The 12,445-nt window shown below is 62.7% G+C and carries 15 protein-coding genes and 1 tRNA gene; 4 read left to right on the top strand and 12 right to left on the bottom strand.

The window, feature by feature from the left end; all coding sequences use genetic code 11:
- Positions 1-167: 167 nt before the first annotated feature.
- From AB1792_10875 to AB1792_10820, 12 genes are all read right to left on the bottom strand, one after another.
- Positions 168-908 (bottom strand): linear amide C-N hydrolase, encoded by a 741-nt coding sequence (locus AB1792_10875; protein MEW5702716.1) that lies wholly within the window; start codon positions 906-908, stop codon positions 168-170.
- Between the two features lie 412 nt (positions 909-1,320).
- Positions 1,321-1,791, bottom strand: coding sequence for a tRNA (N6-threonylcarbamoyladenosine(37)-N6)-methyltransferase TrmO (gene tsaA / locus AB1792_10870; protein MEW5702715.1), 471 nt, complete (start codon positions 1,789-1,791; stop codon positions 1,321-1,323).
- An 85-nt stretch (positions 1,792-1,876) separates the two neighbouring features.
- Positions 1,877-2,362 (bottom strand): PaaI family thioesterase, encoded by a 486-nt coding sequence (locus AB1792_10865; protein MEW5702714.1) that lies wholly within the window; start codon positions 2,360-2,362, stop codon positions 1,877-1,879.
- Positions 2,359-2,760 carry a NifB/NifX family molybdenum-iron cluster-binding protein gene (locus AB1792_10860; GenBank protein MEW5702713.1) on the bottom strand — a complete coding sequence of 134 codons (402 nt, stop codon included), beginning with the start codon at positions 2,758-2,760 and terminating at the stop codon, positions 2,359-2,361. Before AB1792_10860 ends, AB1792_10865 begins: the two co-directional genes overlap by 4 nt.
- 120 nt (positions 2,761-2,880) lie before the next feature.
- Positions 2,881-3,360, bottom strand: a complete 480-nt coding sequence (locus AB1792_10855) for a DUF134 domain-containing protein (protein ID MEW5702712.1) — start codon at positions 3,358-3,360, stop codon at positions 2,881-2,883.
- A gap of 105 nt (positions 3,361-3,465) precedes the next feature.
- Positions 3,466-4,290 (bottom strand): metal ABC transporter permease, encoded by an 825-nt coding sequence (locus tag AB1792_10850; protein MEW5702711.1) that lies wholly within the window; start codon positions 4,288-4,290, stop codon positions 3,466-3,468.
- Positions 4,291-5,196, bottom strand: a complete 906-nt coding sequence (locus AB1792_10845; GenBank protein MEW5702710.1) for a metal ABC transporter substrate-binding protein — start codon at positions 5,194-5,196, stop codon at positions 4,291-4,293.
- Positions 5,197-5,205: 9 nt separating this feature from the next.
- Positions 5,206-6,402 (bottom strand): hypothetical protein, encoded by a 1,197-nt coding sequence (locus tag AB1792_10840; GenBank protein ID MEW5702709.1) that lies wholly within the window; start codon positions 6,400-6,402, stop codon positions 5,206-5,208.
- Positions 6,403-6,487: 85 nt separating this feature from the next.
- On the bottom strand, positions 6,488-6,766 hold the full coding sequence (locus AB1792_10835) for a hypothetical protein (GenBank protein MEW5702708.1): 279 nt from the start codon (positions 6,764-6,766) through the stop codon (positions 6,488-6,490).
- A gap of 16 nt (positions 6,767-6,782) precedes the next feature.
- Complete coding sequence (locus AB1792_10830; protein MEW5702707.1) at positions 6,783-7,337, bottom strand: hypothetical protein; 555 nt, start codon at positions 7,335-7,337, stop codon at positions 6,783-6,785.
- A gap of 140 nt (positions 7,338-7,477) precedes the next feature.
- Positions 7,478-7,551 (bottom strand) — tRNA-Gln (locus AB1792_10825).
- 478 nt (positions 7,552-8,029) lie between these two features.
- A complete protein-coding gene (locus AB1792_10820) occupies positions 8,030-8,524 on the bottom strand; it encodes a hypothetical protein (protein ID MEW5702706.1) in 495 nt (164 codons plus the stop codon).
- Positions 8,525-8,711: 187 nt separating this feature from the next.
- Between AB1792_10820 and AB1792_10815 the strand changes: the two genes are divergently transcribed.
- From AB1792_10815 to AB1792_10800, 4 genes are all read left to right on the top strand, one after another.
- The gene (locus AB1792_10815) at positions 8,712-9,761 is read left to right on the top strand and encodes a thiamine pyrophosphate-dependent dehydrogenase E1 component subunit alpha (GenBank protein ID MEW5702705.1); all 1,050 of its coding nucleotides are present in this window, start codon (positions 8,712-8,714) and stop codon (positions 9,759-9,761) included.
- Entirely contained in the window at positions 9,758-10,741 is a 984-nt protein-coding gene (locus AB1792_10810) for an alpha-ketoacid dehydrogenase subunit beta (protein ID MEW5702704.1), read from the top strand. The genes AB1792_10815 and AB1792_10810 overlap by 4 nt, the downstream gene beginning before the upstream one ends.
- Before the next feature lie 62 nt (positions 10,742-10,803).
- A complete protein-coding gene (gene sucB / locus AB1792_10805; GenBank protein ID MEW5702703.1) occupies positions 10,804-12,051 on the top strand; it encodes a dihydrolipoyllysine-residue succinyltransferase in 1,248 nt (415 codons plus the stop codon).
- Between the two features lie 64 nt (positions 12,052-12,115).
- Positions 12,116-12,445 (top strand): hypothetical protein (locus tag AB1792_10800; GenBank protein ID MEW5702702.1); only part of this gene is annotated, 330 nt, incomplete at its 3' end.

Genomic DNA, 12,445 nt, shown 5'->3' with positions numbered 1-12,445 from the left:
GACTTGGCCTGACGGCTGGCGTTCCGATAGCGCTCGCGGATCGCGGCCAGGTATTCCTGGCGGGCACCAATACCCATGTCCCATGCTCCCTTCGGTGACATGAAACATGAGGCATCGATTCCTCCGCACCCCGCAACCAAGCCCGCTTGGGTTACCTTTAATGTGAGTCACTTCGTGCTTCGGTAACGCCGGCATCTTCCTCTTGAGTCTGTGTCCGACGCATTGTATATGGACTGATTGGTCAGCGCCTGCCAGGGCTTGTCTCCGTACGTTTCTCTCCATCGATCATCAGCATACTCCAGAATGACCGACCGCCCCGATGAATCAGCAACGAAGAAGTGGGTGTTCAGGGAGTTCTGGTCGAGATCAAAGAGGATGTATTGCTGTACCAGGTTCACAGCCTCATCGACGCTCCTCGTCTGATCGAGCAGCTTGCGTACCAAGAATGTGACGAATATCAGCTGTGAGTTGTTCCCGGTCTTATGGGTCGTTTCCCTCACACCGGTGACCGCGACGGCCAGACCACGTTCATTGATCCCGTCGGTTGCGTAGAATGGCGCCAAGAGCAGCTTCTTGCCCAGCCCGCTCGACTTGAGCTGCTCCAAGTCCGTGTTTAGCGAGAAACCGACATCAATGGCCCTGCCGAAGGATATTGAGGAGTATCCTCTCGGGGGGTGATAGACACTGACGATGATCGAGCCCATGTTTTGATTGTCCCAGTTCCTGCCCATGATCGTGGAGCTGCCGGCGGCGGCGGAGAATATGCTGCAATAGCGCCACGTGTCCTCCCTCCAGCGATTGTCAATTGCCCTATGGTTCTCGCGTCGAAAGATCTCCTCACGATCGCCGAAGTGACTCATCAGATAGAGGCCGTCCCGATAGAGCCCGCCGGTGCCCTGCACCTTCACCACACTCTGCAGTGTTCGTGGAATCTCCGAGTCCGATGCGGGCGGCACGCTGAATCTCAGGTCAATGACCCGATCCTGGGCCGATGCCGACGTAAAGACCAGGGCTGTCCCGACCACTGCTCGGGAGATGGCTCGTTTCATCTTGTGGACGAATGGCATGACAGGTCCTCCGTTGGCGTCCCCCTTTCACGCGCCCCGACAATACGGGATGAGGTATGGAAGAGTTACACCCGTACCGGTTGCCGTTCCCAAGGCTGTGGCAATGGACCGCGCCCATCCTGTCGCCGAGGCGCAGATTGACAGGGTGATTACCAGGATCGCCCCACGACCGCCCCTCGAGGTTGTAGTCGGGGCGACGTCGTCACCAGACGCTTCTGCTGTCGCACCATCAGACGACCAGAAGACCCGGACATCAGGGACGGAACCGATCATCCGCTTGCTTGCGTGCGCTCGCCGATGCCGCATGCCAACCAGCGCGGCACTCCGGATATCCGTCGAAATCGGGGATGTACGGCTTAATGTCGAGTAATGGTGTCTTGTCCAGCACGTCGATCCCGGCCACACGTACGAAACAGTCCGCCACAGAAAGGAGCCGCACGCACGAGAGCCCGATCGGATTGGGACGGCAGGGGGCACGTGTCGAGAACAGACCACGCTCCGTCGTGTCCCGGAACGGAACCACATGCAGGCGCATCGGGCCAGCGCGGTCAAACCAGTAAAGCAGCCAGATGCGCTCGTACCCAATCAGATCGGAAAGCGCACTTTCGAATTCGGGGAACACCTCAACGACGCCTTCCGTGTCTCCGGCGTAGGTCGGTTGAATCGGAGTCCCTGATATCTCCTGAAACGGTGAGTGAATGATGCCGACAGCCCTGACTTCCATCGTCTCCTCCGCTGGCCCTCCTCCTGCCCCGGTCGCGAACGACGATCGCCGCTCCCGTTCGGCAGGGGATGTCGTCGCGCCGTGATCACTGACCACCGGTCAGGAACTTGCCGGTAGCAGTTACTTTCGATTCGTCCTCCTGTGTGATTGTCCCCTCCACAATATGAAGGCGCGTCGTCGACTCCTTGATCATGGCACGCACGATCGCAGTGTACCCGGTACGAATGGGCGCATGGTATCGGATGGTCAATTCCGCCGTCATCGCGATGTGACCGCAAGCGAACAGGCAGTTGGTCATGGCGCTGTCCACAATCAGCGCCACGATGCCTCCATGCACGACACACGGATATCCCTCAAGGTCCCTCCCGCAATCGAAGGTGGCCTCGACCGCCTGAGGCCCGGTGCGGACATAGCGCAACCCCAGACTGCGGGCGTTGGCGGAGCTGCAGGCGACACAGTAGGGGTGCACAACGGCGGCCAGCGACTCCGTGGCGCCGGCGGACGCCGCGGGGTCGATGACTTTCGATGCGACCCGACCGCCGGCGGCAACACGTGCCCGTGTCCGTCTCATGTGCCGCACTTGTCCCCTTCACCGTAATGATGATCGCAACCGGGCCCTGTCCTGTCCGCCAAGGCGCCGATGATCAGACGATGGACCGCCTCGTCGACATTTCCTTCGTCGGTCACGATCACATCGATCCCGCTTTGGGCCAGATCATCACGGATCCTCTGCCCCATCCCTCCGGACACGACCACGGCGCAATCGGCGAGGGCCTCCAGGATCGGCCCGTGCCGGTTGGCGGCACGGGCCATGCCGGCCGCCGCACGCGCATGCCCGGTGAAGGAGTTGATGCGATATTCACGGTCGATGATGTACCCGTTCTCCACGCGGCAGATCACGAACCCGCGCACCTTCCCCAGATGGGACGCTACCGTCTGCCCGTCGTCGGACGCCACTGCGACTTTCACGATTTCTCCCTTCTCCCGAATGCTGTGCCCCCGACGGCCGCAACCGCCGTGAACGGCGAGCACAACCCTGCCGGCTTCATTCACAACACGGGATGCCGGATCCCCGCCCCGAGTACCCTCTCAACGGGTTCTCTGGCCGCAGCGGGCGCGTCCCCGCTGACCCTGGCCGTGCCGCCGGCCATGCCCCTGGTCCTTCGGCGAACGTTGGATATTCACCGACTGGCACTGCGGGCAGGCCGACGGGCGCGCTGTTCCATACGGCACTTCCCACTCGTGTCCGCAAGCATTGCAACGGAAAAGTCGTCCGGCCACCATCTCGATTTCACCTCCTTCGATCCGAAGGGCTTTGCCGTGACACAGGGTATCGGCGGCTTTCCGGCGCGCGGACTCGATGATCCGCCCGAAGGTCTGGCGCGACACGCCCATCCGTGTCGCCGCCTCCTCGTGGTAGAGTCCATCCGCGTCGGCCAGACGCATGGCCTCGAGCTCGTCCAACGTCATCAGGACTTCAGCCAGAGCGTTCAGCGGGACGCCTCTCGGCTTGAAGTACCTGGCTCCCGGGGAACACCCGATTCGTCGGCGACATTGTGGCCTGGGCATCGTCTGCGCCTCTCCCCGACCGCATTATGAGCATATGCCCATAAACATGTCAAGCGAAAAACGCTTGGCCCGGCTTCACCGCCACCCGTTATAGACAGGGTCGGGTCAGCCGCTGGCACCCCGCCGCGTGACCAGACCGGTCAGGACCAACGCCGCCCCGAACAACGTCACAATCGTCGCCCCCGGCGGCCAGTTGGCCAGAAACGAAATCAGCATCCCGCCGACGCAGATCACGACGCCGAAGATCCAACCGAACACCAGTCGCGTTGAGGCGCCTCGATATCCGGCGAGAATCGCCGCCGCCCCCGGCACAACCAACAGCGCAAAGACCAACAGCACACCGACGATCTGCACCGACGAAGTGACCACGAACGCAAAGGTTCCATAGAACAGAAAATCCCAGAGGCGGACCGAGAGACCGTCACGGCCCGCCCCCTCGGGATCGGTGGTGATCCGCCATATCGGCCGCCGCCAACGCCAATGCAACAAGCCGATAATGGCATACAGGGCGGCGGTCTTGCCGACCGCCGGCGGAGTCACTGTCAGCACCGACCCGACCAGAATCGCCTTGATGTGTTCCGCCCCCTCCGGTTGCCGCGCCACCGCCAGGACGGCGGCGGCGGTGGCAACGGCATAGACGATTCCGATGATCGCCTCTTGCGGGATCTCGCTTTCGCGCTTCCGCGCCAACGCGAAGATGAAAGCACCCAAAAGAGCAAATGCCAGACTGATGAAATAGGCGCCGACCGATTCCAAGTCGAGTCCCACCAAGAAACCCACGGTCGAACCGAAGGCCGCCACCTGTGCCAGCGACAGGTCGACGAAGATCACCCCGCGCCGGATGACATGCGCGCCGAAGTAGACATGAATCCCGGTGAGCACAATGCACGCCAGAATCGGCCAGAGCATGATGGACAGAGCCTCACTCATTTATGACCCCTTGTTTGCCTCCAAGAGAGCGTGCACAATGTGGTCAATCAGCGCCTCATAGGTCCCCGTTCCCGGCTCCCCACCCACCGAAGAACCCAGCTCGATGGCGCGACACCCGGTCTTCTGAGCCAGCATTGCGGGGACGCGGCGGTCATGGAACGGCTCATAGGCCACGATCGGTATCTTCTCCGTCTTGATGCGATCGACCATGCGGGCTAGATGCGACGGCGACGGTGCCACCCCGGCGAACTCCTCGACAAATCCCGCAGTCTGGCAACCGAAGTACTGATTGAAGTACGGCCACGTGTTGTGATAGGAGATGAACCGCACCTTCGCCATCTCCGGTTTCAGGGCGTCCCATTCCTTCTTCTTGGTCTCCAGCCGGGCGAGGTACGCATCGCGCGCCGTCTCATAGGCGGCCGCGTGTTCCGGGTCGGCGGCGACGAAGGCCTCCGTGATCGACCGGCAGATTCCCGGAACATTGTCGGGATCGACCCAGTAGTGTGGATTCCCGAACCGGTGCAAATCGCCGTACCGCGCATCGGCCTTGAACTTCGGCACTTCCAGAGGCACGATGTGCTGGGAGCAGTCGATGACGCGCAGCTTCGTGTTGCGCGAGCCGTCGATCAGCGGCGCCGACCACTGGTCGAGTTCCAGTCCCACGATCAGGTAGATGTCCGCCTTCCGCAGCTTGAGCATGTAGCTCGGCAGTACCTCAATGTAGTGAAGATCGCGATTCCCCTCCGCAATCGCGTCCACCGTGGCCAGATCGCCGCCGATCTGCCGGGCGAAGTAGGCCAGATCGGCGGTCGAAGCCACGACGCGGAGCTTGTCCGCCGCCGGGGCCGTGCCGAGCCACATGAGAGCCAACGCCGCGCCGATGATCCCGGTCCATTGTCGTCTCATCGTGTCCTCCTAAAATGCATGCGGCCTGTGCGGCCCCAGTGAGAAGATCAGTTGCATCATCGCCGACCAGTATCCCGTCGCCGACTCGACGTCGCGTTGATAGGCGACAAGGAGTCGCAGCAATGACGTTTCCTCGACCGGCGCAAAACCGCCGAAGGCGCCCAGACGCCAGAGCTCTCCCTCGGCGTCATGCAGCGTCTGTGTCCAGTCGCCCACCGCGCCGATGTTGTATCGCTGTCGGAATTGATAGTCGGCATACGCGAAAGTGCCGTGGCGGGTCAGGTGGGCAGCGTTCTCCTCGTGCAGGGCCTGCGCATGGCGGGCGGCGGATTCCTCCTCGTCGTGCACATGAACGGGAGCCCGGTTTATAATCCACTCGACGACCGCCGTGAACGAGCGGTAGCGGTCGGGCTTCCAGCGCAGCTTCAGGTCGCTACCAATCAACCAGCGCCGTTGTCCCTCTGCGGGTATTCCGGTGACCGCGCTTGCGCCCAGGTTCAACGACGTGTAATCGCCGAGAGCGAAGAAGGAATCCCATCGCCCGGCGAAACCACGCTTGTTGGGCACGGTTTCCTCCTCCGCCTCGTGTGCGATTCCACCTACGTGGGCCTCCGCCTCACCGTCGCCCGTCTCCACGTCAGAGTGGGTGTGCGGTGTCAGGAAACCCCCTTTGAGCAACTCCGCGGCGATCGTCGTGGCCACATCGCCGGTGGGCAGGGGGAGCGACGCCTGCACGCCGACATCACGGAGTCCCTCCTCACCGAAGAACTCCAGGTGCGCCAACGACCGCTCGATGAACGAGTAGGCGTGCGGATGCAGCGGATTGACTCGTCCGAAGTCGAGCAGGTGCTGACCGGCCTTCACCGACAGGCCCAGCGGCAGCCCGCGAACGAAGGTCACGTACAGTTCTTCGACCTCCGCTCCCGCGCCCTCATGCCAGGCAAAGAACGCGTCGGCGCGCGCGTAGGGGTTGAGATACCCCTGCACGGCCAACTCCGCCTCGTGCAGTCCGAGATTCAGCGCTTTGCGATCGGACCGCGTGGTGTCATTGTGCCAGAACGAGCGCACGTCACCGATCAATGAGATGTCGGGGTTGAGCGTCGTCTGCCCGCGCGCCACGACCGGCAACAGGAGATATGCCGTCGCCAGTGTGGCCACAAGCGGCACGGCGCGGCGCACAATCCGCTGAAGAATCGATGTTCTCATACTCTGAAACCCCCGTGGTTGAAAGGGAAACGACAACCGCCCGGCGGTGCCGGTCGGTCGTGCTGTCGGCCGTGAATCGGGGGAATTAGAGCGGCGGGGATCGGGGACCCCGGCAGAACGTGGAATCGAGCTCCGGGAGGCGGGAATGGGCAAGAACGAAACGCCCCAGCAAGACCCAGAGGAAGCCGCCGACCGTCAAACCAAAGGCAAGGGCCACCAACCCGGACCCCGCCTGGCACAACCAGCAAGGGAAACTGCCATGATCGGTGTGCACATGGACGCCGTCCGCGAGCAAGAGCAGAACGGCGAGTGCCGCCAACAGCAGGCCGGGGAGAACAAAACGACGGTGGTCTCGTTGCCTCATGGAGATACGATACCCATTATACAACAACTTGCGATCGCCTGTGTTCCGGCCGTCGCGAGAACCCCATGATCAGCCCGAGTACGACCGACCACGCGGCGGCCAGGCCGATCTGGAATTCCGTCGGCGCCAAGAACGTAAGCGTATGCGCGGGAATCCAGAACCACATAAGTGTTCGCAGCGCCCCGGCCATCCCCCGGAAATCCCGGCGGCCCATGATCAGGTTGTCCGTGAGACGGTGGACGATCATCACGTGCGGCCCGAATAGGATGTTCATGATCGCCGAAACCGCGAACGCCCAACCGATCCCAGTGCCCATCGACTCCGGCAGCAGACGATGGTCAATCAGCGCCCGCGTGAACCCCTTCATCCCCACGAAACCGTACTTGACGAAAACCCCCAAGACAGCCCAACCGACAACCTTCGCGGCGATCCGCCACCGGTGGCAGGGAAGACCGACGCGGCGCTGGAGAAGGCTGTGCGAGACAATCTCGCCGATCATCCCCAGGATAGCGAACTGTACCGCCGCCGACAGCACCGGATTCGCGGTCACCCAACGGACGTATTCATTCATCACGGGATGACAGGAACACGACGATCGGCTTCGCAACCCACTCTCTGGCCCTATCAGCCGGCAAACAAGGGGCTTAAGCCCCTTGTTCACCAATGCACTGGCGTCGGATCATTCGTTCATTGAGGCGTTGCGCGAACGATTGGCTGGGGGACAGGGATTCGAACCCCGATACCGTGGTCCAGAGCCACGTGTCCTGCCGTTGGACGATCCCCCAGAGAGAACCACTCTGTCACCGGCCGCCTTGCGACGACCACAGACACACAAGAAACATCCGGGCGGGAGCCGAGTCAACCGCGTCGGCCTGGCACCACTGTCACGGAATGGAGGCTTCTAACACAATGAGCCAAGCGGGAGATTCCCTCACCTGATCGCCTGCGGCCGATCGACCTTTCCCGGGCGGGAGGTTAGCAGGTGACATGTAAAGAAAGGTCAATCCATGTCATTCTGAGCCCCGCCGCTCTTTGGCGGGGCGAGGAATCCGCTTTCCCTTCATAGGGAAAACAGCAGATCCCTCGTCCGCCAAAGGCGGACTCGGGATGACAATGGTCGGACAGGTCCGCATTTCTTGGGTCTTTCAGCAACCTGTTAGACTTCCCCTTTCCCCTCTGGGGAGAGGGTAGGGTGAAGGGCTTCGGGCAAAGACCCGATATCGGGTTGCCCGCAACCAAAGACCGTTCCGCTCGCCGGAGACGCTATCGTCCGCGCTTCTTGCCCGCACCCGACCGGACCGCGCCCGGCTTGAGGTTCTTCTTCTTGGCCGCGCCGGTACTCTTGGTCTTGGGTTTTGCTCTGGCCTTGGCCGCTCCGCCGACCTTGGCCTTTGCCTTGGTCTTCGATGCGGCGGACTTGACCGGCACCTTGGGCTTCGGCTTCGCTTTTGGCGTTGGTTCAATCTGTTTCTCGGATTCGTGTCGTGCCGGGGGGGCAACCTCTTCCGGCATGACACGTGCGGGAGCGACAGACGCATCGGCCTGTCCCGCCGGGGTCGCCTCAAACAACGGCAACGAGGCGCCGACATCGGCATCCGCGCCGCTCTCGGCACGTTCGAGCTCCTTGCGTTTCTTCTTGAGACGGTGATAGAGTTGGTCGGCCCGCTTCTTGTCGAAGAGACTCTCAAAAGGATGGGCGGCAATCTGCCGTTCGAGCTCGGCGATCTCCCGCTTGATTTGCTCAATCTGATCGGTCATGGCGGCCTCCCTCATCTGCGTCGGGCCGGTAAGATAGCGGCTCAATCGGCAAAAGCAATGCTTACGGCACGACGCCAACCCGACGACGATTCGGCCCGAATCGCCTTGACTTGGCGACCCGCGGAACATAATTGATAAGGTTTGTGTAGATTCGATCTACGGGCCTTGAACACCCGTCGATACGGCTATGAAGATTGCTCCCGCACCCACCGCGACCCCGGCCGTCCCGGTCGATGACCAGCGAAACCTGTATTACGCCCTGGTCAAGACCCGCCGTTTCGACGAGCGCTGCCGACGGCTGTTCAAACAGGGCCGGTTCCCCGGCACCTATTTCTCCGCGGTCGGCCAGGAGGCCACCACGGTCGGTCCCACCTATGGCCTGACCATGCGCGATGTGATCACGACCTCGCATCGCGAGATCGGCGCGGCGATCACCAAGGGGATGCCGCTGGTGGCAATCCTCCGCCAGATCTATGCCCGCGCCGATTCGCCCGACAAAGGGCATTCGCACCCCTGTCACTTCGGTTATCCGGCGGTCAATCTGTTCACGCCCGCCTCGACCGTCGCGGCGCAGACCGTGGTCGGCACGGGGATGGCGCTGGCATTCAAGATGCGCCGCGAGCCGCACGTGGTCCTGAACTTCTTCGGCGAGGGGGCCACCGCGCGCGGCGCGTTCCACGAAGCGCTCAACTTCGCCGGCGTGCACGATCTGCCGATCGTCTTCATTTGCGAAAACAACCTCTGGGCCGAGTCGGTCCCGGCGCATCTGACCAGCAGGATCGAGAGATTCTCCGATCGCGCCAAGGCGTATGGCTTCCCCGGCGTGACCGTAGACGGCAACGACCTTCTGCTGACCCATACGACGGCCCGCGAGGCCATCGTCCGCGCCCGTGCCGGGAAGGGCCCAACTCTGATCGAATGCCTGACCTATCGCTGGTACGGGCATTCGGAAATCGATCCGGCCAATTACCGCGACGCGCAGGAAGTCGAATACTGGACGGCGCGCGACCCGGTGGCCCGCTTCGAGCAGCATCTGGACTCGGAGGGGATCATGACCCGAGCCGAACGCGAGGCGTTGATCGCCCGTGTCGACGCCGAGATCGAAGAAGCGATTCAACAGGCCGAATCATCCCCGTTCGCGCCGCCGGAAGAAGCGCTCAACGACGTCTATTCATTCTCCCCGGCAGAGACCTTCCCAACCAGGGATGCCGGCAGCGGCGCCCGGGGCATCCGATGAAGACTGTCTCTTACATCGAAGCGATCACCGAAGCACTGGCAGAGGAGATGCGCCGCGATGAGCGCGTGTTCGTGATGGGGGAGGATGTCGGTCTCTATGGCGGCGTCTTCAAAGCAACCAAGGGACTACAGCCCGAGTTCGGCCCGCTGCGCGTTCTCGACACGCCGATCTCCGAGGAACTGATCGTCGGGGCGGCCGTCGGCGCCGCCGCGGTCGGCATGCGTCCCGTACCGGAAATCCAGTTCTCCGACTTCGCCTCGTGCTCATTCGATCCAATCGTCCAGCAGATGGCCAAGCTGCGCTACCGCTCGGGCGGTGGTTGGACCTGCCCGATGGTGCTGCGCATCTGCTGCGGCGGCGAGGTCGGCGGCGGCCTCTATCATTCGCAGACCAATGAACAGTGGTTCTTCGGCACCGCGGGACTGGTCGTCGTCGCCCCCGCAACGCCGTATGATGCCAAAGGTCTGCTGAAGGCAGCGATTCGCGGTGACGATCCGGTCGTTTACCTGGAGCACAAGCGGCTCTACCGTTGGGTGCGCGGGGAGATACCCGAGGATGATTACACGGTGCCTTTGGGAAACGCCGACATCAAGCGTCAGGGGAGGACGATCACGATCGTCTGCTATCAATTGATGGTGCATCGCGCCCTCGAGGCGGCCGATATCCTCTCCCGTGAGGGAATCGAGCTGGAAGTGATCGACCTGCGCACGCTGTTGCCATGGGACAGAGAAATGGTCCTGTCTTCGGTGCGCAAGACCGGCAAGGCGTTGATCGTGCACGAATCGCCCAAGACCGGCGGTGTCGGCGGCGAGATCGCCGCGACGATCATGGAGGAAGCGTTCGATGATCTCGATGCCCCCGTCGCGCGTCTCGCGGCGCCCGATGTCCCCCCGGTTCCCTTCGCACCGCCGATGGAGAAGTTCTTCATGCCCGACGCGGCCAAGATCGCCGCTCGCTGTCGGCAGTTGGCCGCATACTAAGCCCCGAAGGGGCGACGGATGATAGCCCACGGCGTAAGCCGTGGGACACAAAGGAACCCGGCATGCCATACCCGATCGTTGTGCCCCAGATGGGCGAAAGCGTGGTCGAAGGAACCGTCGGCCGCTGGCTCAAGGCCGAAGGTGAACCGATCTTCAAGGATGAAACCGTCGTCGAGATCATGACCGACAAGGTCAACGTCGAAATCCCGGCCATTGAGAAGGGAACCTTGGGCAAGATTCTCGTCCCGGAAGGAACGGTCGTCTCGATCGGCACCGAGATCGGTGTCATTCTCGGCGCCGGGGAATCGCTTCCGAGTGGCTATGGGGTCACGGCATCGCGCCCGGTCGCAGCGGCCGCCGCCGCACCGGTTGTCGCCGACGACTCGGGGGATGGTGATTCCGCGCGACGCTCCTCGCCGGTGGTACGCCGCCTGCTCCGCGAACACAACCTGCGGCTGGAGGACATTCCGGCCAGCGGCGCCGGTGGACGCGTCACAAAGGAAGATGTCTTGAACTACGTGCGCGCCCGTCAGACAGCGCCGTCCGCTCCAAGACCAACGACCGAGAAACCCCGATTGGTGCCGACCGTTCCCGCCGCCCGCGGCGAGGAGACGATCGAGCGCCAGTCCCTCGCCGGAGTTCGCAAGCTGATCGCCGACCACATGATCAAGAGCAAGCAGACTTCCGCCCATGTGATGACGATGGATGAGATCGACCTCACCCTGCTGGTCTCGGCCCGTGAGGCGCGCAAGGAGAACTGGAATCATCTGGCCGGCGCCAATGTCACCTACATGCCGTTTTTCGTCAAATCGGCGGTCGCCGCACTGAAGGAGTTCCCGGCGGTCAACGCCTCCATCCGGGACAATGAGATTCTCTATCGGAAATACTATCACATCGGCGTCGCCGTGGCCCGCGACGAGGGATTGATCGTCCCCGTGGTCCGCTTCGCCGACCAGAAATCGATCATCCAGATCGCCCGCGAAATCGCCGACCTCTCCGAGCGCGCCCGGCGCGAGCAACTGGTTCCCGATGAGGTCACCGGCTCGACGTTCACGCTCACCAATGCCGGCATGTATGGCGCCCTGGCCTCCACCCCGGTGATCAACCAGCCGGAGGTCGCCATTCTGGGGATGCACAAGGTCCAGAAGCGTCCTGTTGTGCGCGACGGCCAGATTGTCATCCGCGACATGATGTACGTGACGCTCTCGTTCGATCATCGCCTGATCGACGGCCATGTCGCCGTGCAGTTCCTCCGTCGCCTCTGCGAACGTCTGGAGGACCCCTACGAGCTCTTGCTCACCATCGGCTGATGTCGCGTCGCCGCGCGTGGACCGTGGGGGCGCCATTCATGGCGCCCGGCTGCCGGCGGGCGTGATGAATCACGCCCCTACAGGACGACACTCACGGATCCCGAATGTCATCGACTGGGGTCTTCTCCCGTACCCTGAGGCCCACGAACGCCAACTGGCCGCGCTCGCCGACCGTCTGGCCGGCCGCATCGACGACACCATCTTCCTCGTTGAACACCCGCACGTGTACACCTGCGGGCGCGGCACGGATGTGAGCGGTCTGAAACCGTCGGACGGAATCGCGATTGTCCCCGTCGAACGCGGCGGCGGGATCACGTATCACGGACCCGGTCAACTGGTCGCCTATCCGATCATGGACGTACGCGCCCAGACCGGCGACCTGCACCGCTTCCTC

Source organism: Candidatus Zixiibacteriota bacterium (genome assembly GCA_040752595.1).
Classification (GTDB): Bacteria; Zixibacteria; MSB-5A5; order WJJR01; family WJJR01; genus JACQFV01.
Note: the sequence above shows the minus strand (reverse complement) of the source record. Positions and strands in the feature narration are given on the sequence as shown.

Excerpts from the sequence above, each read along its gene's own strand:
- tsaA (MEW5702715.1), bottom strand. The coding sequence starts at position 1,791 with ATGGAAGTCAGGGCTGTCGGCATCATTCACTCACCGTTTCAGGAGATA.
- AB1792_10865 (MEW5702714.1), bottom strand. The coding sequence starts at position 2,362 with ATGAGACGGACACGGGCACGTGTTGCCGCCGGCGGTCGGGTCGCATCG.
- AB1792_10855 (MEW5702712.1), bottom strand. The coding sequence starts at position 3,360 with ATGCCCAGGCCACAATGTCGCCGACGAATCGGGTGTTCCCCGGGAGCC.
- AB1792_10850 (MEW5702711.1), bottom strand. The coding sequence starts at position 4,290 with ATGAGTGAGGCTCTGTCCATCATGCTCTGGCCGATTCTGGCGTGCATT.
- AB1792_10845 (MEW5702710.1), bottom strand. The coding sequence starts at position 5,196 with ATGAGACGACAATGGACCGGGATCATCGGCGCGGCGTTGGCTCTCATG.
- AB1792_10840 (MEW5702709.1), bottom strand. The coding sequence starts at position 6,402 with ATGAGAACATCGATTCTTCAGCGGATTGTGCGCCGCGCCGTGCCGCTT.
- AB1792_10835 (MEW5702708.1), bottom strand. The coding sequence starts at position 6,766 with ATGAGGCAACGAGACCACCGTCGTTTTGTTCTCCCCGGCCTGCTGTTG.
- AB1792_10830 (MEW5702707.1), bottom strand. The coding sequence starts at position 7,337 with ATGAATGAATACGTCCGTTGGGTGACCGCGAATCCGGTGCTGTCGGCG.
- AB1792_10820 (MEW5702706.1), bottom strand. The coding sequence starts at position 8,524 with ATGACCGATCAGATTGAGCAAATCAAGCGGGAGATCGCCGAGCTCGAA.
- AB1792_10815 (MEW5702705.1), top strand. The coding sequence starts at position 8,712 with ATGAAGATTGCTCCCGCACCCACCGCGACCCCGGCCGTCCCGGTCGAT.
- AB1792_10810 (MEW5702704.1), top strand. The coding sequence starts at position 9,758 with ATGAAGACTGTCTCTTACATCGAAGCGATCACCGAAGCACTGGCAGAG.
- sucB (MEW5702703.1), top strand. The coding sequence starts at position 10,804 with ATGCCATACCCGATCGTTGTGCCCCAGATGGGCGAAAGCGTGGTCGAA.